At 60.8% G+C, this 25812-nt stretch carries 19 protein-coding genes and 2 tRNA genes; 13 read left to right on the plus strand and 8 right to left on the minus strand.

Annotated features, from left to right (window positions below):
- Positions 1-14 precede the first annotated feature (14 nt).
- Positions 15-1949, plus strand: coding sequence for a methyl-accepting chemotaxis protein (locus tag QWI18_RS14155; RefSeq protein ID WP_369319099.1), 1935 nt, complete (start codon positions 15-17; stop codon positions 1947-1949).
- Between the two features lie 75 nt (positions 1950-2024).
- Here the strand turns inward: QWI18_RS14155 and QWI18_RS14160 are convergent.
- Both QWI18_RS14160 and QWI18_RS14165 read right to left on the minus strand, forming a co-directional pair.
- Positions 2025-2111, minus strand: a tRNA-Leu gene (locus QWI18_RS14160).
- Between the two features lie 194 nt (positions 2112-2305).
- Positions 2306-2392, minus strand: a tRNA-Leu gene (locus tag QWI18_RS14165).
- A 213-nt stretch (positions 2393-2605) separates the two neighbouring features.
- On the opposite strand from QWI18_RS14165, the gene rnr reads away from it, so the two are divergent.
- The 11 genes from rnr (at position 2606) to QWI18_RS14220 (ending at position 19429) form a co-directional block, all read left to right on the plus strand.
- Positions 2606-5224 (plus strand): ribonuclease R, encoded by a 2619-nt coding sequence (rnr, locus tag QWI18_RS14170; RefSeq protein WP_369319100.1) that lies wholly within the window; start codon positions 2606-2608, stop codon positions 5222-5224.
- Positions 5221-5970 carry a 23S rRNA (guanosine(2251)-2'-O)-methyltransferase RlmB gene (gene rlmB, locus QWI18_RS14175; protein WP_037015712.1) on the plus strand — a complete coding sequence of 250 codons (750 nt, stop codon included), beginning with the start codon at positions 5221-5223 and terminating at the stop codon, positions 5968-5970. The genes rnr and rlmB overlap by 4 nt, the downstream gene beginning before the upstream one ends.
- Before the next feature lie 277 nt (positions 5971-6247).
- On the plus strand, positions 6248-6670 hold the full coding sequence (rpsF, locus tag QWI18_RS14180; RefSeq protein ID WP_065987796.1) for a 30S ribosomal protein S6: 423 nt from the start codon (positions 6248-6250) through the stop codon (positions 6668-6670).
- A gap of 28 nt (positions 6671-6698) precedes the next feature.
- Positions 6699-6929, plus strand: coding sequence for a 30S ribosomal protein S18 (gene rpsR / locus QWI18_RS14185; RefSeq protein ID WP_037015707.1), 231 nt, complete (start codon positions 6699-6701; stop codon positions 6927-6929).
- Between the two features lie 38 nt (positions 6930-6967).
- A complete protein-coding gene (locus tag QWI18_RS14190) occupies positions 6968-7864 on the plus strand; it encodes a hypothetical protein (protein ID WP_065987795.1) in 897 nt (298 codons plus the stop codon).
- Between the two features lie 19 nt (positions 7865-7883).
- Positions 7884-8330 carry a 50S ribosomal protein L9 gene (gene rplI / locus QWI18_RS14195; RefSeq protein ID WP_065987794.1) on the plus strand — a complete coding sequence of 149 codons (447 nt, stop codon included), beginning with the start codon at positions 7884-7886 and terminating at the stop codon, positions 8328-8330.
- A gap of 149 nt (positions 8331-8479) precedes the next feature.
- On the plus strand, positions 8480-9877 hold the full coding sequence (gene dnaB / locus QWI18_RS14200) for a replicative DNA helicase (RefSeq protein WP_065987793.1): 1398 nt from the start codon (positions 8480-8482) through the stop codon (positions 9875-9877).
- A gap of 168 nt (positions 9878-10045) precedes the next feature.
- Positions 10046-12355 carry a YgiQ family radical SAM protein gene (locus QWI18_RS14205; RefSeq protein WP_108119052.1) on the plus strand — a complete coding sequence of 770 codons (2310 nt, stop codon included), beginning with the start codon at positions 10046-10048 and terminating at the stop codon, positions 12353-12355.
- A gap of 244 nt (positions 12356-12599) precedes the next feature.
- Positions 12600-15893 (plus strand): DUF2126 domain-containing protein, encoded by a 3294-nt coding sequence (locus tag QWI18_RS14210; RefSeq protein ID WP_369319101.1) that lies wholly within the window; start codon positions 12600-12602, stop codon positions 15891-15893.
- A 138-nt stretch (positions 15894-16031) separates the two neighbouring features.
- Positions 16032-18533 (plus strand): circularly permuted type 2 ATP-grasp protein, encoded by a 2502-nt coding sequence (locus QWI18_RS14215; protein ID WP_192135323.1) that lies wholly within the window; start codon positions 16032-16034, stop codon positions 18531-18533.
- Positions 18533-19429: a transglutaminase family protein gene (locus tag QWI18_RS14220; protein ID WP_192135321.1), complete on the plus strand. Its 897-nt coding sequence runs from the start codon at positions 18533-18535 to the stop codon at positions 19427-19429. Before QWI18_RS14215 ends, QWI18_RS14220 begins: the two co-directional genes overlap by 1 nt.
- A gap of 146 nt (positions 19430-19575) precedes the next feature.
- Here QWI18_RS14220 and QWI18_RS14225 read toward each other — a convergent pair whose 3' ends face one another.
- Together QWI18_RS14225 and QWI18_RS14230 are read right to left on the minus strand one after the other, a co-directional pair.
- The gene (locus QWI18_RS14225) at positions 19576-19806 is read right to left on the minus strand and encodes a hypothetical protein (RefSeq protein ID WP_065987788.1); all 231 of its coding nucleotides are present in this window, start codon (positions 19804-19806) and stop codon (positions 19576-19578) included.
- 110 nt (positions 19807-19916) lie between these two features.
- Positions 19917-20045 carry a hypothetical protein gene (locus QWI18_RS14230; protein ID WP_274605159.1) on the minus strand — a complete coding sequence of 43 codons (129 nt, stop codon included), beginning with the start codon at positions 20043-20045 and terminating at the stop codon, positions 19917-19919.
- 185 nt (positions 20046-20230) lie between these two features.
- On the opposite strand from QWI18_RS14230, the gene azu reads away from it, so the two are divergent.
- Positions 20231-20677, plus strand: coding sequence for an azurin (gene azu / locus QWI18_RS14235; protein ID WP_192135320.1), 447 nt, complete (start codon positions 20231-20233; stop codon positions 20675-20677).
- A gap of 3 nt (positions 20678-20680) precedes the next feature.
- On the opposite strand, the gene QWI18_RS14240 is transcribed toward azu, so the two are convergent.
- From QWI18_RS14240 to QWI18_RS14255, 4 genes are all read right to left on the minus strand, one after another.
- A complete protein-coding gene (locus tag QWI18_RS14240) occupies positions 20681-21706 on the minus strand; it encodes a DUF1338 domain-containing protein (RefSeq protein WP_369319102.1) in 1026 nt (341 codons plus the stop codon).
- Positions 21707-21869: 163 nt separating this feature from the next.
- Positions 21870-22697: an ammonia-dependent NAD(+) synthetase gene (gene nadE / locus QWI18_RS14245; protein ID WP_192135316.1), complete on the minus strand. Its 828-nt coding sequence runs from the start codon at positions 22695-22697 to the stop codon at positions 21870-21872.
- 59 nt (positions 22698-22756) lie between these two features.
- Positions 22757-23956 carry a nicotinate phosphoribosyltransferase gene (gene pncB / locus QWI18_RS14250; protein ID WP_065987784.1) on the minus strand — a complete coding sequence of 400 codons (1200 nt, stop codon included), beginning with the start codon at positions 23954-23956 and terminating at the stop codon, positions 22757-22759.
- Between the two features lie 925 nt (positions 23957-24881).
- A complete protein-coding gene (locus QWI18_RS14255) occupies positions 24882-25787 on the minus strand; it encodes a LysR family transcriptional regulator (protein WP_369319103.1) in 906 nt (301 codons plus the stop codon).
- Positions 25788-25812 lie beyond the last annotated feature (25 nt).

A 25812-nucleotide genomic window follows, 5' to 3' on the forward strand; every position in this document is an offset into this window, starting at 1 on the left:
GCGAGGGATCTCCTGTGTCGGCCGTTAATTCTCTTCTGCGCAGCCGCTTGCTGCGGCCCGTATTCATTGCTCTTGGTATCGCCCTTCTGGTGCAAGTGCTGGTTGCCGTCGCCCTCACTCGGAGCACCGTCACTGCGCTCGAAGCTGAGCTGGCGGCACGGCTGGGTGTAGATTCGCAACACTTGACCGGCGAGCTGGAGCAGGCGAGCCGTGACGTAACGTCCAGTCTGGACAGTCTTTCGCAAAATACTCGTCAGCGCCTGAGTGCCGGCCTCTCGACGCGCCTTAAAGATGAGCAGGCGCAACTGCGTGCGACGCTGGAGAAAGACCTTCGGGATTCGGCGACGGACATGGCCGAGCTGCTGGCAGCTGTCGCGCCACGGGCGATGTGGGATGGCGATACGCCGACGCTGTCGGAGTTCGCGCGCCGTGCGCAACGCAATCCGAACGTGCTGTTCGTGGTCTACGACGATGCCCAGGGCGAGCACCTAACGCGTTATCTGAACCGCGAGAACGAATCGATCAAGACCCTGTTGGCGAAAGGCGAGGGTGAGCGCGCCATGGACAAGGTCCTGAACGCGGCGCAGAAAGACCCTTCGGTTTACTACGTTGAAGCGTCCATCAGCCCCAATGGCGTCGAGATCGGCAAAGTCCGCATGGGCGTGTCAACCACCTCGGTAGAAGAGAATCTGGCGGCGCTGGACAAGCGCTTCGCTGCGCTGATCGGCAGCGGTGATCAACTGGTCTCGGAGAGCTTGGGCGGCGCTGCGGCCGAGAGCTCTGCCGCATTGCGCTCGCGTCTGCAAACAGCGCAATCGTCGGCCGCTGCGATGGCGACCAATACCAGTTCTGCCGTACAGGAAGCTGCGTCCACCTTGCGCTGGAGGATCGGCGTCGGGCTGTCCCTGGTGGGGCTCGGCGTGCTGGTGGTGTTGGCGATTGTGCTGGGGCGCCGCGTGGTGCTGCGCTTGCAGTTGCTCAACCGTGCGCTGGATGATCTGGCGGCAGGTGAAGGCGATCTGACCAAGCGCGTCAAACTCAACAGCAACGATGAGATAGGCGACATGGCTGCTGCCGTGAACCGCTTTGTCGATAAGTTGCAGCCGATCGTCCGGGAGGCGGGGGATGTGGCGCAGCAGACTGGCGTCGAGATTGGCGCCATGAGCAAACGCAATGCAGGAGCTGGCGCGGCAGCTGAATTGCAGCGCGATGAGGTGGCTGCCAGCCTTCAAGCGTTGGCACAGATGGCTGACGAGGCGCAGGCCGAGAGCCAGGCGATGCAGGCGGCGTTGCGGCAGGTGGTGGATATTCGTCAAGCGACTGATGAGAACACGCGCACCTCCAATCAGGTCGGCAGTTTGATCGAGGCGCTGGCCGGGCAGGTGGACACCGGCGCCCAGGTCATCGAGCGGCTGGCGCAGCAAAGCCAGCAGATTGAAGTGGTTTTGGAAGTGATCCATGGCATCGCCGAGCAGACCAATCTGCTTGCCCTTAATGCTGCCATTGAGGCCGCGCGCGCCGGTGAGACCGGTCGAGGTTTCGCCGTTGTCGCCGATGAAGTGCGCGCGTTGGCGAGCAAGACGCAAAGCTCGACGGGCGATATCCAGCAACACATCGCCAAGCTGCAATCCGGGGCGCGCGAAGCAGTGGCAACGATTGGTCTCGCCGGTCGTCAGGCCAAGGAAGGGCTCGCAGTGCTGAAAGACAGCGCGCGGCTGCAGCACTCTGTGCAGGTGTCGGTCGAGCAGGTTCATGCGGCGATTGGCCTGGCGACCCGAGCGGCAGAGCATCAGGCTCAGGGCGCGCAAGCGGTGCGTGGGCGGGTAGAGGTTATTCACGCCCAGGCCGAGAAGGCTGCCCAGGCGGTGGTGGAAACGACCGCCAGCGGCAAGACGCTGGACAGGCTTGCCGCGCAGCTGAAGGCTAGTCTGGGGCAATTTCGAGCGTAGTTTCGCTCTAAGGGGGGGGCAATTGCAGCTCCCCAGAAAGCACAAAACCGAGCACTCGGCTCGGTTTTGTTTGTTTGGTGCCCAGAAGAAGACTCGAACTTCCACGACCTTGCGGTCACCAGCACCTGAAGCTGGCGTGTCTACCAATTTCACCATCTGGGCATGGCGCTGATTTAATTAGATTTTTCGCGGGAGTGCAACTGAATTTTTGAATTTATTGGGGAGACGGCAGGATGATTCATTTGCAGCGAGGACAGGGCAGGGGGAAGTGATCTACGCTAACGGCTGTTTTGCAACACTTGACTTTTCAAACCGCAAAATGCACAAAACCGAGCCTAAGCTCGGTTTCGTTGAATTGGTGCCCAGAAGAAGACTCGAACTTCCACGACCTTGCGGTCACCAGCACCTGAAGCTGGCGTGTCTACCAATTTCACCATCTGGGCAGTTCGTTGATTTCATTCGATATTTCGTTTGATTTCAACTACAACTTGGCAGTGCCGTCGTTGTGGGGCGCATCTTACGGAGGAGATTGAAGGCTGTAAAGCCCCCGTGCAAAAATAATTTGAAATAGCGAAAAGTCCCAGCAAACGCTGTCTTCGCGTTTCAATCTGGTATATGCCAAACTAATTACATACAGATAAGGTGAATTCATTCTAATGGCCGATTGGCAGTCCCTCGATCCCGAGGCCGCTCGTGAAGCGGAAAAATACGAAAACCCCATCCCTAGCCGTGAGCTGATTCTGGCTCACCTCTCCGAGCGCGGATCGCCCGCAGCCCGCGAGCAGTTGGTGGAAGAATTTGGCCTGACGACTGAAGATCAGATCGAGGCCCTGCGACGTCGGCTCCGTGCCATGGAGCGCGACGCGCAACTGATTTACACCCGGCGCGGCACGTACGCGCCGGTCGACAAGCTGGACCTCATCCTGGGTCGCATCAGCGGTCACCGTGACGGCTTCGGCTTCCTGGTCCCGGATGACGGCTCTGACGACCTGTTCATGAGCCCTGCGCAAATGCGCCTGGTGTTCGATGGTGACCGTGCATTGGCGCGCGTCTCGGGCCTGGACCGTCGCGGTCGCCGCGAAGGCGTCATCGTCGAGGTCATCTCCCGCGCCCATGAAACCGTAGTGGGCCGCTACTTCGAAGAAAGCGGCATCGGTTTCGTCCAGCCGGACAACCCAAAAATCCAGCAAGAAGTGCTGATTACCCCGGGCCGTAACAACGGCGCCAAGGTCGGTCAGTTCGTCGAGGTGAAAATCACCCACTGGCCAACCCCGCGTTTTCAGCCGCAAGGCGACGTGGTTGAGGTTGTGGGTAATTACATGGCGCCAGGCATGGAGATCGATGTCGCGCTGCGTACCTACGACATTCCTCATGTCTGGCCCGAGGCTGTGCTGAAAGAAGCCGCCAAATTGAAGCCGGAAGTGGAGGAGAAGGACAAGGAAAACCGCGTCGATCTGCGTCATCTTCCATTCGTCACCATCGACGGTGAAGACGCCCGCGACTTCGACGATGCCGTTTTCTGCGAAGCCAAGCCCGGCAAGCTGCGCCTGTTCTCCGGCGGCTGGAAGCTTTACGTGGCCATCGCCGACGTATCAAGCTACGTGAAGCTCGGCTCGGCGCTCGACGCGGAGTCTCAGGTGCGCGGCAACTCGGTGTATTTCCCCGAGCGCGTGATCCCGATGCTGCCTGAGCAGCTGTCCAATGGGCTGTGCTCGCTGAATCCGCTGGTTGATCGTCTGGCAATGGTTTGCGAGATGACCATCTCCAAAACCGGCGAAATGACTGACTACGTGTTCTACGAAGCCGTGATCCACTCCCATGCACGCCTGACCTACAACAAGGTCAGCTCGATGCTGGAACACCCGAAAGCCGCCGAAGCCAAGCAGCTGCGTGAGCAGTATGGCGACGTCGTACCGCATCTGAAGCAGCTTTATGCGTTGTACAAAGTGCTTCTGGGCGCCCGGCATGTTCGCGGTGCCATCGATTTTGAAACCCAGGAAACCCGGATTATTTTCGGTTCCGAGCGCAAAATCGCCGAGATCCGTCCGACCACTCGCAACGATGCGCACAAGCTGATTGAAGAGTGCATGCTCGCGGCGAACGTGGCGACTGCAGCGTTTCTCAAGAAGCACGAAATTCCCGCACTGTACCGCGTACACGACGGCCCGCCGCCTGAGCGCCTGGAAAAGCTGCGTGCCTTCCTTGGCGAGTTGGGTCTTTCCCTGCACAAGGGCAAAGACGGCCCGACGCCGAAGGATTACCAGGCGCTGCTCGAAACCATCAAGGACCGTCCGGATTACCACCTGATCCAGACTGTCATGCTGCGTTCGTTGAGCCAGGCGGTATACAGCTCCGATAACCATGGTCACTTCGGCTTGAATTACGAGGCGTACACTCACTTCACCTCGCCGATTCGTCGCTACCCGGACTTGCTGACTCACCGCGCGATCCGCAGTGTGATCCGCTCCAAGCAGGAAACCCCGCACGTCCGCCGTGCCGGTGCTCCCGCCATTCCGAAGGCCCGTATTTACCCGTACGACGAAGCGATGCTCGAGCAATTGGGCGAGCAGTGCTCGATGAGCGAGCGCCGTGCCGATGAGGCGACACGCGACGTCACGAACTGGCTGAAATGCGAGTTCATGAAAGACCGCGTTGGCGAGTCGTTCCCGGGTGTGATCACGGCTGTTACCGGCTTTGGTCTGTTCGTCGAGCTGACCGATATCTACGTCGAAGGCCTGGTTCACGTCACCGCATTGCCGGGTGACTACTACCACTTCGATCCGGTCCATCATCGCCTGGCCGGCGAGCGCACAGGCCGTAGCTTCCGCCTGGGCGATACCGTTGAAGTGCGCGTGATGCGCGTTGATCTGGACGAGCGCAAGATCGACTTCGAAATGTCCGAAAAGACCACCAGCGCGCCGATCGGCCGCAAGCGTCGAACGTCCGAGCCTGCTGCGGCGGAGAAGGGCAAGGATTCCAAGGAGTCGTCGTCTGCTTCCAAGTCCGGTCGCCGCACCGCGAAAGAGCCTGTCGCCGAAGCCTACCGGCCGGGTGATGCGGCTGCCAAGAATGCGGAAGTACGCAAAAGCCGTGAGATGAAGAAAGCGCTGCTGACTGAAGCCAAGGGTGGTAGCAAGGCATCGTCGGGAAAGTCGACGAGTGACTCTGCCGGCGCTTCCGGTAAAACCAGCAAGCATCGCAAGGGGTCGTCCAAATCGGGCTCGACCTCTGCTTCAGGCAGTGGCAGCGTGCGCAAACCTAAGGCGAAGTCATGAGTCAGCTGGAAAAAATCTACGGTGTTCATGCCGTAGAGGCGTTGTTGCGTCATCACCCGAAGCGGGTCAAGCAGATCTGGCTGGCTGAAGGGCGCAGCGATCCGCGGGTTCAGGTGCTTATCGAGCTCGCCGCGCAGAATCGTGTGTCGGTGGGTCAGGCCGAGCGCCGCGAGATGGATGCGTGGGTCGAGGGTGTTCACCAGGGCGTAGTGGCGGATGTCAGTCCGAGCCAGGTCTGGGGCGAGGCGATGCTCGACGAGTTGCTCGATCGCACTGAAGGTCCGCCACTGATCCTGGTGCTTGATGGCGTTACTGACCCCCATAACCTCGGCGCCTGCCTGCGGACTGCCGACGCAGCCGGCGCTCTGGCGGTGATCGTGCCCAAGGACAAGTCTGCGACATTGACGCCGACCGTTCGAAAAGTGGCATGCGGTGCGGCGGAGGTGATCCCTCTTGTGGCCGTGACCAACCTGGCACGCACGCTGGAAAAACTTCAGCAACGTGGTCTGTGGGTCGTCGGCACTGCGGGCGAGGCCGAGCAGGAGTTGTATCAGCAGGACCTGACCGGCCCGACCATCCTGATCATGGGTGCCGAAGGCAAAGGCATGCGCCGCCTGACCCGCGAGCATTGCGACTATCTGGTGCGCCTGCCGATGGCTGGCAGCGTGAGCAGTCTAAACGTTTCGGTTGCCACAGGCGTCTGCCTGTTCGAAGCCCTGCGTCAGCGCGCTGCTGCCAAGAAGTAGTCAGCCAAGAGTGGCAAGCCCCAAGCCTCAAGCTGCAAGCCGGTTATGCTTCAGCTTGTAGCTTGTAGCTTGTAGCTTGTAGCTTGTAGCTTGTAGCTCAGCGTCATTGTTCAAATATTCACCAATCTCCTTGCGCCCCTCCGACCCCTTCTCTACAATTGCGCCCCTTGCTGTCATGGCAGGCGCTCATGTGCCTGTCCCTGTGCAAGATAAACCAGTGTTATTCACTCCTTGTCTGACCGCTTTGGCGGCAGGCTACAACCCGTAAGGAGCATTCATGCGTCATTACGAAATCATCTTTCTGGTTCACCCGGACCAGAGCGAGCAAGTCGGCGGCATGGTAGAGCGTTACACCAAGCTGATCGAAGAAGACGGCGGCAAGATCCACCGTCTGGAAGATTGGGGCCGTCGTCAACTGGCCTATGCAATCAACAATGTTCACAAGGCTCACTACGTGATGCTGAACGTTGAGTGCACTGGCAAGGCCCTGGCCGAGCTGGAAGACAACTTCCGTTACAACGATGCCGTGATCCGTAACCTTGTCATCCGTCGCGACGAAGCTGTTACTGGCCAGTCCGAAATGCTCAAGGCTGAAGAAAACCGCAGTGAGCGCCGTGAGCGTCGCGACCGTCCTGAGCACTCCGACGCCGATGGCGCCGATGGTGATGACAGCGACAACAGCGATAACGCTGACGAGTAATCCACGGACCTTTTGAGGAGCCCATTACATGGCACGTTTCTTCCGTCGTCGTAAATTCTGCCGCTTCACAGCTGAAAATGTGAAGGAGATCGATTACAAAGATCTCAACACCCTGAAAGCCTACGTATCTGAAACCGGCAAGATCGTTCCTAGCCGCATTACTGGTACCAAAGCTCGTTATCAGCGTCAGCTGGCTACCGCTATCAAGCGCGCCCGCTTCCTGGCCCTGTTGGCCTACACCGACAGCCACGGCCGCTGAGACCAGGTAGTCGACAAACGCAGTAAGGGATAGATCGCATGCGCGCCATGGCTGAATTCATCATGCGCGGCCGCATGCAGGCCACTCTCGTAGTGGTTGGATGTGCGGCATTGCCGCTGTTGTTCTGGTTGAGTGCTGCCGCAGGTTGCCTTGTGCTCCTGCGACGCGGGATGAGTGACGCCCTGGGCGTCCTTGCCTGGGCTCTGCTGCCGGCGTTGGTCTGGTGGTATTTCGGTGAACCTCGCACCCTGATGGTGTTGCTGGGTTCCTGGGGGCTGGCCGCCGTGTTGCGTGCCAGCGAGTCCTGGGTCCGCGTGCTGCTGGTCAGCGTGGCGGTTGGATTGTTGTATGCAGTGGTTCTGGGCGCGGTGTTTCGCGAGCCCATCGAAGCCATGGCGGGGGAGCTGCAAAAGCTCCTGCCCCACGTCTTCGGTGATGTCTACCAGCAGATGTCGGTAGAAGAGCGAGCGCGTCTGGGGGCACTGATTACGCCCGTCCTCAATGGCCTGATTGCAGCGTTGTTGCAGATCGTCAGCGTGGTATGCCTGCTCCTTGGGCGGTACTGGCAGGCGTTGTTGTATAACCCGGGCGGTTTCGGACGCGAATTTCGCAGCCTGAAACTCCCGCGGGCACCGATGCTGGTGCTGCTGGTGTGCATGTTGGTGGGGCCGAACTTCGGTCCTCAACTGGCGATGCTGACACCGTTGTGCAGCGTGCCGCTCATGTTCGCGGGCCTGGCCCTGATTCACGGTCTGGTCGCTGCGAAGCGCCTGACACGGTTCTGGCTGGTGGGGTTGTACGTCACGCTGTTGCTGTTCATGCAGCTGATCTATCCGTTGCTGGTGGTGTTTGCCATTGTCGACAGCCTGATTGATTTTCGCGGCCGTCTGGCGTCGAAAGATGCCGATAACGGTTCTGCGAACGGTGAAGGTTAAAGTTAAGAGGTTTTACCAAATGGAACTCATCCTGCTGGAAAAAGTCGCCAACCTGGGCAACCTGGGCGATAAAGTAAACGTTAAGGCTGGCTACGGTCGTAACTTCCTGCTGCCTTTCGGCAAAGCAACCGCTGCAACCGCTGCCAACGTGGCCGCGTTTGAAGAGCGTCGTGCAGAGCTGGAAAAAGCTGCCGCCGAGAAGAAAGCTTCTGCTGAAACTCGTGCTGCTCAACTGGCTGAGCTGGAAGTGACTATCACTGCCACCGCTGGTGACGAAGGCAAGCTGTTCGGTTCGATCGGTACTCACGACATCGCTGACGCACTGACCGCCTCTGGCGTTGAAGTGGCTAAAGCTGAAGTTCGTCTGCCGAACGGCACCATCCGTAACGTTGGCGAATACGACGTAGCCGTGCACCTGCACAGCGATGTTGAAGCTACCGTTCGCGTTGTTGTTGTAGCTGCTTAAGCAGTATGGTTTCTGCGCTTCGGTGCAGAGGTCTGACCGACTGATGACTCGCTCCTCGGTCGGTTAGCATTGGGCACGTTCCTGTTCGCAGGTCGTGCCCTTTGTCATTTCTGAGTATCCTGATTCAACCCCCTGATTTCCGTGTGGCCATGAACGACATCTCCGCTCCCGAGCAATATGACCTGCAAACCGCTGCCCTGAAGGTGCCGCCGCATTCCATCGAGGCCGAACAGGCCGTGCTCGGTGGTTTGATGCTGGACAACAACGCCTGGGAGCGCGTGCTTGATCAGGTGTCGGATGGCGACTTCTATCGTCATGACCACCGTCTGATATTCCGCGCCATTGCCAAGCTGGCGGATCAAAACCAGCCGATTGACGTCGTGACCCTCGCCGAGCAGCTCGACAAGGAAGGCCAGACGTCGCAAGTCGGTGGCCTCGGTTACCTGTCGGAACTCGCGAAGAACATCCCGTCGGTTGCGAACATCAAGGCGTATGCCCAGATCGTTCGTCAGCGCGCAACGCTGCGTCAGTTGATCGGCATCAGTACCGAGATCGCTGACAGTGCGTTCAACCCGGAGGGGCGTACCGCCGAAGAGATACTCGACGAGGCCGAACGGCAGATCTTCCAGATCGCCGAAGCGCGGCCCAAGACAGGCGGCCCGGTCAGCGTCAACGACCTGCTGACCCGGGCGATTGACCGTATCGATACGCTGTTCAACATCGGCGACGGCATCACCGGTCTCTCTACCGGTTACGCCGACCTGGATGAAAAGACCAGCGGTCTGCAGCAGTCTGACCTGATCATCGTGGCGGGTCGTCCGTCGATGGGTAAGACCACCTTCGCGATGAACCTGGTAGAAAACGCGGTGCTGCGCAGCGACAAGGTGGTGCTGGTCTACTCGCTGGAGATGCCAGGCGAATCGCTGATCATGCGTATGCTTTCGTCGCTTGGTCGTATCGATCAGACCAAGGTCCGTTCCGGTCAGCTCGATGACGATGACTGGCCGCGCCTGACATCGGCGGTCAACCTGCTCAACGATCGCAAGTTGTTCATCGATGACACGGCCGGCATCAGCCCCTCCGAGATGCGAGCGCGCACGCGGCGGCTGGTCCGCGAACATGGCGATATCGGCCTGATCATGATCGACTACCTGCAACTGATGCAGATCCCTGGCTCAAGCGGCGATAACCGGACGAACGAGATTTCCGAGATCTCCCGTTCGTTGAAAGCGCTCGCCAAGGAATTCAATTGCCCGGTGGTCGCGCTGTCCCAGCTCAACCGCTCCCTCGAACAGCGTCCCAACAAGCGCCCGGTGAACTCCGACTTGCGGGAATCCGGAGCGATCGAGCAGGACGCCGACGTCATCATGTTCGTCTACCGGGATGAGGTGTATCACCCCGAGACCGAACACAAAGGCATCGCTGAAATCATCATCGGCAAGCAGCGGAACGGCCCGATCGGGTTTATCCGGCTGGCGTTCATCGGCAAGTACACCCGCTTCGAGAACCTCGCACCGGGCAGTTACAACTTTGATGATGATGAATAAGTAGGCCTCTGGATCGCGACTTTGATGCCGGAAGGGTGCCAGAGTCGCGAGTCGAGCCGATCACTTATCCGACTACTGTCGTCGGATTTGATCAAAATTTGTGCTATTCTCCGCGCCCGCGAATTTCCAAGCGAAAATCGCCCCCAGACACGAACACTGGTCATCGATATGCAAGCAGCCAAGCCGTTATTTGACTATCCGAAGTACTGGGCCGAATGTTTCGGACCAGCGCCTTTCCTGCCCATGAGCCGGGAAGAAATGGATCAGCTTGGCTGGGATTCCTGCGACATCATCATTGTCACGGGTGATGCTTACGTGGATCACCCCTCGTTTGGCATGGCAATCATTGGCCGGCTGCTGGAGTCCCAAGGCTTCCGCGTCGGGATCATTGCGCAGCCTGACTGGAAGTCAAAAGACGACTTCATGAAGCTCGGCGAGCCGAACCTGTTCTTCGGCGTCGCGGCCGGCAACATGGACTCGATGATCAACCGTTACACCGCCGACAAAAAGATTCGGTCCGACGATGCTTACACGCCGGGCGGCATGGCGGGCAAGCGTCCGGACCGTGCGAGTCTGGTCTACAGCCAGCGCTGCAAGGAAGCCTACAAGAACGTGCCGATCGTTCTGGGTGGCATCGAAGCATCGCTGCGCCGCATCGCTCACTACGACTACTGGCAGGACAAGGTTCGCAATTCGATCCTGATCGACGCCTGCGCCGACATTCTGCTGTACGGCAACGCCGAGCGGGCCATCGTTGAAGTGGCGACCCGCCTGTCCTATGGCGAGACGATCGAAAGCATCACCGACGTTCGCGGCACGGCATTCATTCGCCGTGATACGCCGGAAGGCTGGTATGAAGTCGATTCCACGCGTATCGACCGTCCAGGCAAGATCGACAAGATCATCAACCCGTACGTGAACACTCAGGACACCCAGGCCTGTGCCATCGAGCAGGAAAAGGGTGACGTTGAGGATCCGAACGAAGCGAAGGTCGTGCAGATTCTGGCGAGCCCGCGCATGACTCGCGACAAGACGGTCATCCGTCTGCCGTCGATGGAAAAAGTGCGCGGCGACGCGGTGCTCTATGCCCACGCCAACCGCGTCCTGCACCTGGAAACCAACCCGGGCAACGCCCGCGCACTGGTCCAGAAGCACGGCGAAGTGGACGTCTGGTTCAATCCTCCGCCCATTCCGATGACCACCGAAGAAATGGACTACGTGTTCGGCATGCCTTACGCGCGCATTCCGCACCCGGTGTATGGCAAGGAGAAGATCCCGGCCTACGACATGATCCGTTTCTCGGTGAACATCATGCGCGGCTGCTTCGGCGGCTGTACGTTCTGCTCGATCACCGAGCACGAAGGCCGGATCATCCAGAACCGTTCCCACGACTCGATCATTCGCGAGATTGAAGAGATCCGGGACAAGGTCCCTGGTTTCACCGGCGTGATTTCCGACCTCGGCGGGCCGACGGCGAACATGTATCGCATCGCCTGCAAGAGCCCGGAAATCGAATCGGCGTGCCGCAAGCCGTCGTGCGTGTTCCCGGGTATCTGCCCGAACCTGAACACCGATCACTCGGCATTGATTCAGCTGTACCGCAGCGCCCGTGAACTGCCCGGCGTGAAGAAGATTCTGATCGCGTCCGGTCTGCGGTACGACCTGGCCGTTGAATCTCCCGAGTACGTCAAGGAACTGGTGACGCACCACGTCGGCGGTTACCTGAAGATTGCGCCTGAGCATACCGAAGAAGGCCCGCTCAACCAGATGATGAAGCCGGGCATTGGCAGCTATGACAAGTTCAAGCGCATGTTCGAGAAGTACTCCAAGGAGGCGGGTAAAGAGCAGTACCTGATTCCTTACTTCATCGCGGCCCACCCGGGCACGACCGACGAAGACATGATGAACCTGGCGCTGTGGCTCAAGGGCAACGGCTTCCGTGCGGATCAGGTGCAGGCGTTCTATCCGTCGCCGATGGCCAGTGCGACGGCCATGTACCACTCCGGCAAGAACCCGTTGCGCAAGGTCACGTACAAGAGCGACTCGGTCACCATCGTCAAGAGCGAGGAGCAGCGCCGTCTGCACAAGGCGTTCCTGCGCTACCACGATCCGAAGGGCTGGCCGATGCTGCGTGAAGCGCTTGAGCGGATGGGCCGTGCCGATCTGATCGGGCCGGGCAAGCACCAGTTGATTCCGCTGCATCAGGTTGAAACCGATAGCTATCAGAGCGCGCGCCGCAAGAACTCGACGCCGGCCGGTAGTCATAAGGTCGCCAAGACCACCAAGATCCTGACGCAGCACACGGGTTTGCCTCAACGTGCGAGCGACGGCAGCAAGCCTTGGGACAAGCGCGAAGAGGCCAAGGCCGCTGCGGCAGCTCGTAACCGGGACGCCGCCAAGGAACGCGCTGATGCCGCCAAGGGTGGCAAAGGCGGCAAAAGCAAGAAGCCTTCGCGTCAGCCGGTCTTTCCACGCTAAGGTCCCGCGCCGCGCGATACCGAACAACAAAACGCCAGCTTTCGAGCTGGCGTTTTGCATTCCAGTGCAAATAACCCCACCCGCCTCATTTCCGTGCGACCCTTGCACCATTCGTTGAGGGTGGCGCGATTTTGGTGCTGTGCCTGGCTGAACAGGCAACCTCCACACCGGGGGCGCCTGATTTGCCGGGGTGGCATAAGTCTTGCGCAGCTCCGTTACCGTCCAGGCTCGCAGGAGGCACGCCGTGTCGATTCACATTGCCTTGCACCATGTCACGCATTACCGCTACGAACGCGCGGTAGAGCTGGGTCCGCAGATCGTCCGCTTGCGCCCGGCGGCCCACAGCCGCACGCGTGTGCTGTCGTATTCGCTGAACGTCCTCCCCGAAAACCACTTCATCAACTGGCAGCAGGACCCTCAGGGTAATTACCTGGCGCGGTTAGTGTTCCCGGAAAAGACCAGCGAGTTGCGCATCGAAGTGGACCTGGTCGCCGAAATGGCGGTGTTCAATCCGTTCGATTTCTTCCTTGAGCCCTATGCCGAGAAGATCCCCTTCACTTATGCCCGAGAAGAGCACCACGAGCTGCAGCCCTATCTGGAAAAGCTGCCGCTGACTCCAAGATTCCAGGCGTACCTGGACAGCATCGACCGCACGCCGATTCCGGCGATCGACTTTCTGGTGGGGCTCAACCAGCGTCTGGCCAACGACATCGGTTACCTGATCCGTATGGAACCGGGCATTCAGACGCCGGAATACACCCTCGAAAACGCGTCGGGGTCCTGCCGTGATTCGGCCTGGTTGCTGGTGCAGTTGCTGCGTCACCTGGGCCTCGCCGCGCGGTTCGTGTCCGGTTATCTGATTCAGCTCAAGGCCGATGTCAAAGCGCTGGACGGACCGTCTGGCACTGACATTGATTTCACAGACTTGCACGCCTGGTGCGAGGTGTACCTGCCGGGCGCTGGATGGGTGGGCCTCGACGCGACCTCAGGCTTGTTCGCAGGTGAGGGGCACATTCCGCTGGCGTGCAGCCCCGAGCCGTCTTCGGCGGCCCCGATCAGTGGCATGGTCGAGCCTTGCAACACCGAGTTCACCCACGAGATGTCGGTGGAGCGTATCTGGGAAGCGCCGCGCGTCACCCAGCCCTACACCGAAGCGCAGTGGCAGGACATTCAAGCGCTGGGACGCCAGATCGACAGCGATCTGGTTGCCCACGACGTGCGCCTGACCATGGGCGGCGAGCCGACCTTTGTGTCCATCGACGACCGTGACGGCGAGGAATGGAACACCGCTGCGCTGGGGCCGAAGAAGCGCCTGCTCTCCGCCGAGCTGTACCAGCGCATGCGAGACCATTACGCGCCCCAGGGCATCGTTCATTTCGGTCAGGGCAAGTGGTACCCCGGTGAGCAACTCCCGCGCTGGTCGCTGAACTGCTTCTGGCGCAGGGACGGGCAACCGGTGTGGCGCAACAATGCGCTGATCGCTGATGAAACCCGGGACTATGGCGCCGACAGCGAGATGGCGGGCAGTTTCCTGCGCAGCGTTGCCGAGAGGCTGAAGCTGCCGACGCGTTACGTTTTCCCGGCGTACGAAGACAATTTCTATTACCTGTGGCGCGAGGGCGCGCTGCCCAAAAACGTCAGCGCCGAAGCCTCACGTCTTGAGGACCCCCTTGAGCGCGCCCGTCTGCGCAAAGTGTTTTCCCAAGGGTTGGACACGATCATTGGCCACGTTCTGCCGTTGGCGCGAACCGCCGCCGACGATCAATGGCAGAGCGGTCGCTGGTACCTGCGCGACGAGCATTGCCGCCTGGTGCCGGGGGATTCCGCCCTTGGCTATCGCCTGCCGCTGGCCTCGCAGCCATGGGTCAAGGCGGCGGAATATCCCTACATCCACCCGACCGACCACAATCAGGCATTTGCCGAGCTGCCCGACCGCGACGAGGTTCAGTCGCGACTGAACAGCCTGTCGGAGCAGGGCGATCCGAGCGTCGACCGCGAACCCGAGATCGACGAGTCTGCCGATTGGCTCACCCGCACGGCACTCAGCGCCGAAGCACGGGGCGGACGGTTGTATCTGTTCATGCCGCCGCTGCAATCCCTTGAGGCCTATCTGGAATTGGTTGCCGCCATTGAAGCGACGGCCGAGGACATGCGCTGCCCGGTGTTGCTGGAAGGTTACGAGCCGCCGAGCGATCCGCGTCTGGCGAACTTCCGCATCACCCCGGATCCTGGCGTGATTGAAGTGAACGTACAGCCGTCGTCCACCTGGGATGAGCTGGTGGAACGCACCGAGTTTCTCTACGAGCAGGCGCGTCTGACCCGGCTGACCACCGAGAAATTCATGATCGACGGGCGCCACACCGGCACCGGCGGCGGTAACCATTTTGTCCTCGGTGGCGCGACGCCGGGCGACTCGCCCTTCTTGCGTCGGCCGGATCTGCTGCGCAGCCTGTTGAGCTACTGGCATAACCACCCGTCGCTGTCCTACCTGTTCTCCGGATTGTTCATCGGCCCGACCTCCCAGGCACCGCGGGTCGACGAAGCGCGCAATGACTCGCTGTACGAGCTGGAAATCGCCTTTTCGCAAATGCCCGCGCCGGGCGAGGAATGCGCGCCGTGGCTGGTGGACCGGCTGCTGCGCAACCTGCTGATCGACGTGACCGGCAATACCCATCGCGCGGAATTCTGCATCGACAAGCTGTACTCGCCGGACGGTGCTACCGGGCGGCTGGGACTGCTGGAACTGCGGGCATTCGAAATGCCGCCGCACGCGCGCATGAGCCTGGCGCAACAGCTGTTGCTTCGGGCACTGGTCGCGCGTTTCTGGCGCGAGCCCTATGCACCGGTGAAACTGGCGCGCTGGGGGACCGAGCTGCATGACCGCTTCATGCTGCCGCACTTTATCGACCAGGATTTTGCCGACGTTATCGCCGAGCTCAACGACGCGGGTTATCCCGTGCGCGGCGAGTGGTTCGCGGCGCATCTAGAGTTTCGCTTTCCGAAGGTCGGCGACTACGCCGTCAGCGGCATCGAGCTGGAGCTGCGTCAGGCGCTGGAACCGTGGCACGTGCTGGGCGAGGAGGGTGCAGCCGGTGGCGCGGTTCGCTACGTGGACTCGTCTCTTGAGCGCTTGCAGCTGAAGGTCACGGGTCTGCCGCCGCAGCGTTACACGCTCACCTGCAACGGCGTGCCGGTGCCCCTGCAACCGACCGGGCGCGTCGGCGAGTTCGTCGCCGGCGTGCGTTACCGCGCCTGGCAGCCGACCAATGCCTTGCAGCCGACAATCCCGGTGCATGCGCCGCTGGTCTTCGACATCCTCGACACCTGGATGCAGCGCTCGCTGGGGGGCTGCGAGTACTATGTCGCCCACCCTGGCGGGCGCAATTACGAGACCCTGCCGGTGAACGCCAATGAAGCGGAAAGCCGACGTCTGGCGCGGTTCTTCCGGGTCGGCCACAGTCCCGGCAAACGTGAGGTTCCCGCGTTGACCCTCAACGATGAGCTGCCGATGACCCTGGACCTGCGCCTGCATCGGTAGCCGCGCCGGCGACCTGACGTGGGATCAGGTCGCCGTGCCGCACGTTTGAAACGTGGAAAGCGGCGCCTGCGTGTCATGTTGTCTGCGCTAGTCTAAGCGCTGTTGATTCGAGTCCTTTTGTTGCCTGCCGAGCCTTCCATGCCTGACCTGCTTGATCAATATCCGCTCACCCCGGGTACCTATCACGAGATGCTGGATGCCAGCGGCGCCGTTCGGCCGCACTGGCAGCGTCTGTACGAGCATCTCCAGCGCAGTACACCTGCGCAGCTCATCCAGCGTCAGGCGCTGCTCGCCCGGCAGATTCAGGAAAACGGCGTGACCTATAACGTCTATGCCGACCCCAAGGGTGCCGATCGGCCCTGGGAACTGGACATGCTGCCCCACGTGATTCCAATGGAAGAGTGGCAGCCGCTGGCGGCCGGCATCGCCCAGCGCGCGCGTCTGCTCAATGCCGTGCTGGCTGATCTCTACGGTCCGCAGGAACTGATCGCCGAAGGACTGCTGCCGTCGGAACTGGTGTTCGGCCACAATAATTTTCTCTGGCCATGCCAGGGCGTAACGCCCCCCGAAGGCACCTTCCTGCATGTGTACGCAGTGGACCTGGCGCGCACGCCCGACGGTCGCTGGTGGGTGACCGCCGACCGGACTCAGGCGCCGTCGGGTGCCGGTTATGCGCTGGAAAACCGCCTGATCGTGTCGCGAGCATTTCCCGAGTTGTACCGGGATCTGCAGGTCCAGCACCTCTCCAATTTCTTTCGGTCGCTGCAGGAAACACTTGCGCGCCAGGCACCGACCAGCCACGAAGCACCGCTGGTGGTGTTGCTGACGCCCGGGCGTTTCAACGAGAGCTATTTCGAGCACCTTTATCTGGCCGGTCAGCTGGGCTATCCGCTGGTGGAAGGCAGCGACCTGACCGTACGCGACGCCACGGTGTACCTGAAAACCCTCAGCGGCCTGCGTCGTGTTCACGCGATCATGCGCCGTCTGGACGACGACTTCTGCGATCCGCTGGAACTGCGCACAGATTCAGCGCTGGGCGTGCCCGGCCTGCTGCAGGCGGTGCGTCAGGGGCGTGTGCTGGTTGCCAACGCCCTGGGCAGCGGCGTGCTGGAATCGCCGGGGCTGTTGGGGTTTCTGCCAAAGATCAACGAACACCTGTTTGGCGAAGAGCTGTTGCTGCCGTCGATCGCCACGTGGTGGTGCGGCGAGCCGCCGGTGCTGGCGCAGGCGCTGGAGAAGATGCCGGAGCTGCTCATCAAACCTGCATTCCCGTCCCAGAGTTTCGCCCCGGTGTTCGGCCGCGATCTCAGCGAGGAAGCGCGTCAGGCGCTGTCCGCGCGCATGCAGGCCAGGCCCTATGCCTACGTGGCTCAAGAACTGGCGCAGTTGTCCCACGCGCCGGTTTGGCAGGGCGAGGACAGCCAGCTGCAGCCCCGCGCCATCGGCATGCGCGTATACGCAGTGGCCACCGCCGATGGCTATCGCGTCCTGCCGGGCGGATTGACCCGCGTGGCCGCCGATGCCGACGCCGACGTGGTGTCGATGCAGCGCGGCGGCGCAAGCAAGGACACCTGGATTCTTGGCGAGCGTCCGCTCGGCAGCGAACCGTGGAAACATCGCCATTCCCTGGGTGTGCACGACCTGGTACGTCGCGACCCGTATCTGCCGTCGCGGGTGGTGGAAAATCTGTTCTGGTTCGGCCGCTACTGCGAGCGCTGCGACAACAGCGCGCGCCTGCTGCGAATCATGCTCACGCGCTATGTCGACGGTGATGATCCGGTCGCCCTGCAAGCAGCGGTCGAGCTGGCCGAACGGTTGAACCTCCTGCCGCTTCAAGACGAAGAAGCACCGAGCGAGCTGCATGAGCGTCTGCTCGAAGCGCTGTTGGGTGACGACTGGCCGTTCAGCCTGCGCTCCAACTTGCAGCGCTTGCAGTGGGCGGCGTCCCAAGTACGCGGCAAGTTGTCCCGCGAGAACTGGCAGGCGCTGGTGGAGTTGCAGCGGGAAGCGATGAGCCTGGAGACCGAAACCCCTGATTTCGGCGAGCTGCTGGATTTCCTCAACCGGCTGGTGATGTCACTGGCGGCGTTGTCCGGTTTTGCCTTGGACGACATGACCCGCGACGAGGGCTGGCGCTTCCTGATGATCGGGCGGCGCATCGAGCGCTTGCAGTTTCTGTGCACGACGCTGGCGGCATTCCTGCGCAGCGACGCGGTATTTCATCAGGATGCGCTGGACGGGCTGCTTGAACTGGGTAACAGCGGGATCACTTACCGCTCGCGCTATCTGGCGCTGCCGCAGTTGATCCCGGTGCTCGATTTGCTGGTGCTGGACGATCAGAACCCCCACGCGGTGTTGTTTCAGCTCAAGCTGGTGGCCCGCTCGGTGAAACGCATGAACGAGGATTTCGGCGTGCCCCAGGACAACAGTCTCGCGGCGCTGATTCAGCGGCTGTCGATGTTCGATCTGGGTTGCCTGGAAGAAGGGCTCTTCGGCGAGAGCAGCGTCAAAGCGGCGCTGGATGGGCTGGCGGATTTGCTGCAGACCATAGGCGATACCAGCGGCCATGTTTCTGACCGGCTTGCGCTGCGTCATTTCGCCCACGTCGACGATGTCAGTCAGCGCACGGTGTCGGTCTGATGAACAGTGCCCAGTATCAGATCCTCCACGACACGCACTACAAATACGACAGCCCGGTTTCCCTGGCCCAGCAACTTGCGCATCTGTGGCCGCGGCGCAGTCCCTGGCAGCGTTGTCTGGAGCAGCACCTAGTCATCAGCCCGACACCGACCACGCGCCGCGATGAACTGGACGTGTTCGGCAATCCGCTGACGCGTCTGGCGTTCGAACGCCCCCACGATGAGCTGCAGGTCAACGCGCGCCTGCGCATTGAAGTGCTGGAACGCCCGCTGCTGGATTTCAATGCTTCCGCTTCGTGGGATGAGGCCCAGCACCGGCTGACCTACAGCGCGTCGAGAATGGCGCCGGATATCCTTGATGCCTGCCGCTATCGCTTCGAATCGCCCTACGTGCACCTGAAGCAGACGTTTGTCGAGTTCTCCGCCAGTTGCTTTCCCGCGGGGCGGCCGGTACTGCTGTGCGCGCAGGCGCTGATGGAGAAGATATTCGAAGAATTCACGTTTGACGGCGAGGCGACTCAGGTTGCGACGCCGTTGGTGGAGGTCCTGGAAACCCGCCGTGGCGTCTGTCAGGACTTCGCTCATTTGATGCTGGCGTGCGTCCGGTCGCGCGGGCTGGCGGCGCGTTATGTCAGCGGCTATCTGCTGACCCAGCCGCCGCCCGGTCAGCCACGGCTGATCGGTGCCGATGCGTCCCACGCGTGGGTGTCAGTGTTCTGTCCGGTGCTGGGGTGGGTGGATTTCGATCCGACCAACAACGTTCAGCCTGCGCTTGAGCACATCAGTCTGGCGTGGGGGAGGGATTTTTCGGACGTGTCGCCGTTGCGAGGGGTGATTCTGGGGGGCGGGAGCCATGACCCGGACGTGCGCGTCACGGTGATGCCGATTGCGGGGTAGGTGGGCGTTGCTGTCGACGGGGCTGTGAGCGTACTGGCGATCAGGGGGTGTCAGCCAATGGATGGATCATGGCGAAAATCCCATCGCGAGCAAGCTCACTCCTAGAGGTTTCGCGTTCATCCATCCCATTGCGCTGAATCAGACGATCACTCAGCGGGCTTTGCTTCGGCGGAGCCTTTTACGTCAGCGGAGCCTTCAGCATCGGTAGAGTGTTCGGCTTCGGAAGAGCCTTCGGCGTTTTCGCCGTCTACAACTGCAGCTTCTCCGGCCTCTGCTTCAGCCTTCTCAGCCTGCTTGCGCTGTGCTTTTTCCTCTTTCTTTTGCTCTTTTGCCAGATCACGTTGGCGTTTGGCGAAGGAATAGTTGGGTTTGGCCATGGGCAGTCCTCGAGGCAGACGATAAGTCAGCACATTCTGCCTGAGAATGGTGCAAAGCCGGCGTGGTATTTTTCTTCACCCAGTCATATATCCCGGTCGGTCGCCCGCCGTTACAGGTCGTAGCCTGCGGAAAACGCGCGTTGGTAGACGCCGTAATCCTGGCTGGCGCGGTCGTAACTACCCGATGCGCCACAGGCGTAAGCGGCGAGCAAGCTGCGGAAAATGCTGGAGAGTTGCATGGGATCGTCCTGAAGATAGGTGACAGCGCGATCTTATGCAGCCATCGTAGCGCTGACTGTTTGATTGTCTTGATGGCACTGATAGAGGCCGCCCAGAGGTGACCGGTCATAACGGTTGATAAATTGTTCTAATTCAGTTCAGTCTTTGTATGCAAAATCCAAGGCTGCCCACCAGGAGACGCACCATGATTCGCAAGCTTGTCGCTGCATCCATTCTGACTTTGGCCAGTGGGCACCTTCTGGCGGCGGAATGCTCGGTCGAAGTCGATTCCACCGACCAGATGACGTTCACCACCAAGGCCATCGAAATCGACAAGAGCTGCAAGCAGTTCACCGTCAACCTGAAACACTCCGGCAGCCTGCCGAAGGCCGTCATGGGTCACAATCTGGTCATTAGCAAATACGATGACATGTCGCAGATCGCCACAGACGGCATGAGCGTCGGCATCGACAAGGATTATCTGAAGGACGGTGACGCGCGCGTTATTGCTCACACCAAAGTGATAGGCGGAGGCGAGAATGATTCGGTCACGTTCGACGTCTCCAAGCTGGACCCGGCCGAGAAATACGGCTTTTTCTGCTCGTTCCCCGGCCACATCGGCATGATGAAAGGCACCGTCAGCCTGAAGTGACCGCTAGGGCTGCTTCGAGTCGGTCATTTTGAAGATGCCCTGCGCGTTGCTGCTGTCGAAGTTGAGATCGATCTTGCCGTTGTCAGGGTCGATCTTGCGCTGAATGAACTCCACGAATGAGCCCGGCACCTTGTGCGCCACGACGACGCCCTCGGCATTCATCAGCCCTCGGCTCACCGTGCAGGCCTTGTACGCGGTCTGCATGACCCTTCCCGAACCTGACACCTCGATGCTGTCCTTCATCGGCCGTTCGCGCCGATTCTGTTCGGCCACCGTCGCTTCCAGATCCACCACCCGATCGGTCAGATGATTGAAGCTGTTGCCCTCGGTGGCGATCCACGCCATTTCCGCGCTTTCGCTCAGCAGTTGCCGATAGTCATCCTCCCGAACGACGCCGTGCTGGCGGCCAAACGCGCGATACAGGGCCGGCAGCAGGCGCGTGGCTTCGGCCAGGCTGCAATGCCGGGTGGTGCGCAGGCGATTCAGCACGCTCAAGTCTTCAGAACTCAACGGGTCGCGGCTCGAACCGACGACGCGGCTGACCGCCTCTTGAAACGACTGACTGAGTCGGCCGGGGTGCAGTTCGGAGACGAAGAACTGCGCGATGTCTTCTGACAAGTCCATTTGCCGGTAGCCCCAACCGGTCATGTTCAGTTTGGTCAGCGGATAGGTGCGCACATCGGTGAAACCCAGCGGCTCGAGCAGGCGCGAGAAGGCCTGACGACCGCGCGGCAATTCGCCGTTGTCCGCCCAGTCGACGGTGCGGATGGCGCCGTGGTCGAACACCACTTTACGGCCGCCGTCGAATTGCTCGTCCACATAGCGAAGCCCGTCGGGCACGGCCTCTACCAGCTTGTGGAACAGGCACAGGTTCAACGCTTCGGCGAGCCAGACCCGATGGACCGCCTCCTTGGACCAGGAAAACCCGCCCAGCGCCTGCGGCACCTCGACGCGGTGTTCCAGCCATGCCGCAGCAGGCTGGCCGACGGTGGACGCAACGAGGGTGAAGAGGCCTTGGAAAGCAGTCATGGGTAGCGGCTCTGGGCGGGGAAGTCAGAGCGCTATGTAAGCCGTGATGGCGAGCGCCATCAAGCGAAAAGAAATAACGGGTTCATTCCGTTTTTGAATGCAGCGGTACTGCTGCCCGATGAATTTTCAATCAAACGCCATCGGGCGTCTTTGTGGCTGAGCCCTATGGCGCGTAAGGCAGATCCCGCTTGTGCTGGGTCTTGCGGTAGGTGCTGACAATGATCTCGGCGGTTTCCTGCTTCACTGGCTCGCCGTGCAGGAAGGCGTCGATCTCTGCGTAGCTGATGCCGTGGGCCGCTTCGTCCGGTTTGCCGGGGACCAGTTCTTCGAGGTCCGCGGTGGGGACTTTCTCGACGAGGTTCTGTGGCGCGCCGAAGCTGCGGGCGATCGCACGGACCTGGTTCTTCACCAGACCGCTCAACGGCGCCAGGTCGCAGGCCCCGTCGCCGAACTTGGTGTAGAAGCCCATGACCGCTTCAGCCGCATGGTCGGTGCCGATGACCAGGCCGCCTTTCACACCAGCAATGGCGTACTGCGCGACCATCCGCGCCCGGGCCTTGATGTTGCCTTTGACGAAATCCACGGTATTGGCCGGCTGGCCCTCGAAGGCTTTGATCTGATCAACCAGCGCTTTCACCGAGGGCGCGATGTCCACGGTGTGGCGCTCGTCCGGGTTGATGAAATCCACCGATGCCGTGGCTTCGTGTTCGTCGTGCTGGATGTGATACGGCAGGCGCACGGCGACGAAGGTGTAGGCATTGTCGCCGGTGCTTTCACGCAGCTCGCGAATGGCGCGCTGGGCCATCAAACCTGCCGTCAGCGAATCCACGCCGCCGCTGATGCCCAGCACCAGCACTTTCAGACGGGCGTTATGCAGGCAGTCCTTGATGAATTGCACGCGGCGGCTGACTTCTGCCTGCAGCGCCTGGTCATTGGCAAAAGGCGGCTGGACGTTGAGCTGCCGGGCGATCTCGCGCTGTACGTCTTGCATGATTGACTCCTCGAGCAAAAAAGGAATGGCATAAAAAGGGGCGGCGGTCGGTGCTCGACTCAGGCTGGCACCTTGAACACGTGGCGCAGATAGGACACGAACTCCGGGTCCTTGCACTGCGTTTTGCCGGGCTCGTCGGAAATCTTGGCGACGGGCTGGCCGGCGCAGGCAGTCATTTTCAGCACGATGCTCATCGGCTGGATCCCCGGGATGTCGGCGGTCAGGTTGGTGCCGATCCCGAAGCTGACGTTGATGCGACCCCGCAGCGCGCGGAATATTTCCAGCGCCTTGGGCAGATTCAACCCGTCGGAGAACACCAGGGTCTTGCTCATCGGCTCGATGCCCAGCTTTTGATAATGCCGGATGCATTTTTCGGCCCACTGCACGGGGTCGCCCGAATCGTGGCGCAGGCCGTCGAAGAGCTTGGCGAAGAACAGGTCGAAATCACCGAGGAAGGCATCGGTGGTGATGCAGTCTGTCAGCGCAATACCCAGCAGGCCGCGGTATTCGCGGACCCAGCAATCGAGGGCGGCAATCTGGCTGTCGATCAGCCGCGGGCCGAGTTGCTGATGGGCCATGATCCACTCGTGGGCCATGGTGCCGAGGGGTTTGAGGTCGAATTTGCGCGCCAGGTGCACGTTGCTGGTGCCGACGAACTGGCCGGGGAAATCCTTTTTCAGCACCGAAACGACGTCTTCCTGCACCGCGTAGGAGAAGCGCCGGCGGGTGCCGAAGTCAGCCACCTTCAATTCCGCCAGTTCATCAGCGGTGGCGGTTGCGTTGAGCCAGTCGATTTTTCGGTACAGCTGATCGCGGGCCTGGCTGAGCAGGGTTTCCGGGTTGCGATGGCGATTGCGGACTTCGCTGACGATGGCCAGGACGGGCACTTCGAAAAGGATCACGTGCAGCCAGGGGCCTGAGAGGCGGATGCACAGTTCGTCGTTTTCGATGGTGGTCTGGACGTAGCGCAGGTTGAAGCGGAACAGCCCGAGGAAACGCAGGAAGTCGGGCTTCATGAAGTTGATGCGTTCGAGGAAGCCGGTCTCCTCGACACTCAGCGACAGGTCGCAGAGCTGCTCGATCTGATGGCGGATCTCGGCCAGATACGGCCGGAGGTCTTCACCGTTGCGGCAGCGAAACTCCCACTCCACTTCGACGTTGGGGTAGTTGTGCAGCACGGCCTGCATCATGCTCAGCTTATAGAGGTCGGTATCGAGCAGGTTCTGCACGATGCGGTCCGCGAAAGCGCTCTCACTCATTGTGTCGCTCCAGCCAGCAGCGGCCGCCAAGGTGCGGCCCGGGATTCAATTGGATGTCGCATACAACCTTGCGGTAGCGCTGTGGCGGTACGTCCGGTTTGTTATTGACGATGGCCGACATAATGCCAGTCGTCGTGGAAGAGGGGCAGAAATGTTTCAGCGACTGACTGCCTGCTCCTAGCAGGACTGGCTGGAACTCCGATTCCATGGACTGGCCTGAACTCCAATTGTAGGACCGGCTTTAGCCGGGAAGGCGTCGGTGGTCACGGCGCAGATTTGATGGTGCGCAAACTGGCCTTTTCCCGGCTGAAGCCGGTCCCACTAAAAGCATCGCGTGCATCCAATGGGGCTGGCTGGAACCCCAACGTGTGGGACCGGCTCTAGCCGGGAAGGCGTCGGTGGTCACGGCGCAGGTTTGATGGTGCGCAAACTGGCCTCTTCCCGGCTGAAGCCGGTCCCACTAAAAGCATCGCGTGCATCCAATGGGGCTGGCTGGAACCCCAACGTGTGGGACCGGCTTTAGCCGGGAAGGCATCGGTGGTCACGGCGCAGATTTGATGGTGCGCAAACTGGCCTCTTACCGGCTGAAGCCGGTCCTACTAAAAGCATCGCGTGCATCCACTGGGGCTGGCTGGAATCCCAACGTGTGGGACCGGCTTTAGCCGGGAATGCGTCGGTGGTCACGGCGCAGATTTGATGGTGCGCAAACTGGCCTCTTCCCGGCTGAAGCCGGTCCCACTAAAGCATCGCGTGCATCCAATGGGGCTGGCTGGAACCCCAACGTGTGGGACCGGCTTTAGCCGGGAAGGCGTCGGTGGTCACGGCGCAGATTTGATGGTGCGCAAACTGGCCTTTTCCCGGCTGAAGCCGGTCCTACTATGAGATTGCGCGACGTCAGTAGGACCGGCTTTAGCCGGGAATGTTTTTACTTCGGCGTTGGCTCGTTGAGCTGTTCGAGCATCCATTCCACAAACACGCGGATTTTCGGCACTTCGGCCGCGTGCTCCGGGTATGCGAGGTAGTAGGCGTCCTGACTGGGCAGGGCGTGGGTCCAGGGGATGATCAGCTTGCCGTCCGTCAGCTCTTCTTCCACCAGAAACCGGGGCAGCAGCGCGACGCCGCAGCCCACTTGCGCCGCACGAATGCACATATAGATCGTTTCGAAACGCGGGCCGTGGTAGCTGTGCTCGGTCTGGTAACCCTGACTGTCGAACCAGTCATGCCAGGCCTGGGGGCGGTGCGCGTTTTGCAGCAGGACCAGATCGGTCAGTTGCGTAGGATCGGTGAAGGGTTCATCGGGCAGGCTGCCGGGAGCGCAGACCGGGATCAGCTCTTCGCTGAACAGCCTCACGCTCTCCGCACCGGGTCGGGCACCTCCACCAAAATAGAACGACAGGTCGCAGCGGCTCTGGGCTACATCATCGCTCTCCTGTTCGTTGACCAGATCCAGATGAATGTGCGGATGACGCAAGCGCCAGCCCTTGAGCCGTGGCACCAGCCAGCGGGCGCCGAAGGTCGAGGGTGTTGACACCCGCAGGACTTCGGTTTCGCCGCCGTAGGAACGCAGGAAGTGCGTCGACATTTCCATCTGCGTGAGCACTTTGCGCACCTCTCCCAAGTACAGCGCACCGGCTGGCGTCAGTTGCAGGCGTCGACGCACCCGTCGGAACAACAGGTGCTGCACCAATTCTTCCAGCTGGGCGACCTGCTTGCTGACCGCGCTCTGGGTGAGGTTCAGCTCCTCGGCCGCGCGGGTGAAACTCAGGTGACGGGTCACCGCTTCAAAACATTGCAGCGCGGTGACCGACGGGAGATGGCGTTTGCTCAGCATATTCGGCTCGTTCAGCGTCAGCATG

Source organism: Pseudomonas sp. W2Oct36 (assembly GCF_041060465.1).
Taxonomy (GTDB): domain Bacteria; phylum Pseudomonadota; class Gammaproteobacteria; order Pseudomonadales; family Pseudomonadaceae; genus Aquipseudomonas; species Aquipseudomonas graminis_B.

What these genes read in the sequence shown, in the direction of transcription:
- rnr (WP_369319100.1), top strand. Translation starts at nt 2,606, where the DNA reads ATGGCCGATTGGCAGTCCCTCGATCCCGAGGCCGCTCGTGAAGCGGAA.
- rlmB (WP_037015712.1), top strand. Translation starts at nt 5,221, where the DNA reads ATGAGTCAGCTGGAAAAAATCTACGGTGTTCATGCCGTAGAGGCGTTG.
- rpsF (WP_065987796.1), top strand. Translation starts at nt 6,248, where the DNA reads ATGCGTCATTACGAAATCATCTTTCTGGTTCACCCGGACCAGAGCGAG.
- rpsR (WP_037015707.1), top strand. Translation starts at nt 6,699, where the DNA reads ATGGCACGTTTCTTCCGTCGTCGTAAATTCTGCCGCTTCACAGCTGAA.
- QWI18_RS14190 (WP_065987795.1), top strand. Translation starts at nt 6,968, where the DNA reads ATGCGCGCCATGGCTGAATTCATCATGCGCGGCCGCATGCAGGCCACT.
- rplI (WP_065987794.1), top strand. Translation starts at nt 7,884, where the DNA reads ATGGAACTCATCCTGCTGGAAAAAGTCGCCAACCTGGGCAACCTGGGC.
- dnaB (WP_065987793.1), top strand. Translation starts at nt 8,480, where the DNA reads ATGAACGACATCTCCGCTCCCGAGCAATATGACCTGCAAACCGCTGCC.
- QWI18_RS14205 (WP_108119052.1), top strand. Translation starts at nt 10,046, where the DNA reads ATGCAAGCAGCCAAGCCGTTATTTGACTATCCGAAGTACTGGGCCGAA.
- QWI18_RS14215 (WP_192135323.1), top strand. Translation starts at nt 16,032, where the DNA reads ATGCCTGACCTGCTTGATCAATATCCGCTCACCCCGGGTACCTATCAC.
- QWI18_RS14220 (WP_192135321.1), top strand. Translation starts at nt 18,533, where the DNA reads ATGAACAGTGCCCAGTATCAGATCCTCCACGACACGCACTACAAATAC.
- QWI18_RS14225 (WP_065987788.1), bottom strand. Translation starts at nt 19,806, where the DNA reads ATGGCCAAACCCAACTATTCCTTCGCCAAACGCCAACGTGATCTGGCA.
- QWI18_RS14230 (WP_274605159.1), bottom strand. Translation starts at nt 20,045, where the DNA reads ATGCAACTCTCCAGCATTTTCCGCAGCTTGCTCGCCGCTTACGCCTGT.
- azu (WP_192135320.1), top strand. Translation starts at nt 20,231, where the DNA reads ATGATTCGCAAGCTTGTCGCTGCATCCATTCTGACTTTGGCCAGTGGG.
- QWI18_RS14240 (WP_369319102.1), bottom strand. Translation starts at nt 21,706, where the DNA reads ATGACTGCTTTCCAAGGCCTCTTCACCCTCGTTGCGTCCACCGTCGGC.
- nadE (WP_192135316.1), bottom strand. Translation starts at nt 22,697, where the DNA reads ATGCAAGACGTACAGCGCGAGATCGCCCGGCAGCTCAACGTCCAGCCG.
- pncB (WP_065987784.1), bottom strand. Translation starts at nt 23,956, where the DNA reads ATGAGTGAGAGCGCTTTCGCGGACCGCATCGTGCAGAACCTGCTCGAT.
- QWI18_RS14255 (WP_369319103.1), bottom strand. Translation starts at nt 25,787, where the DNA reads ATGCTGAGCAAACGCCATCTCCCGTCGGTCACCGCGCTGCAATGTTTT.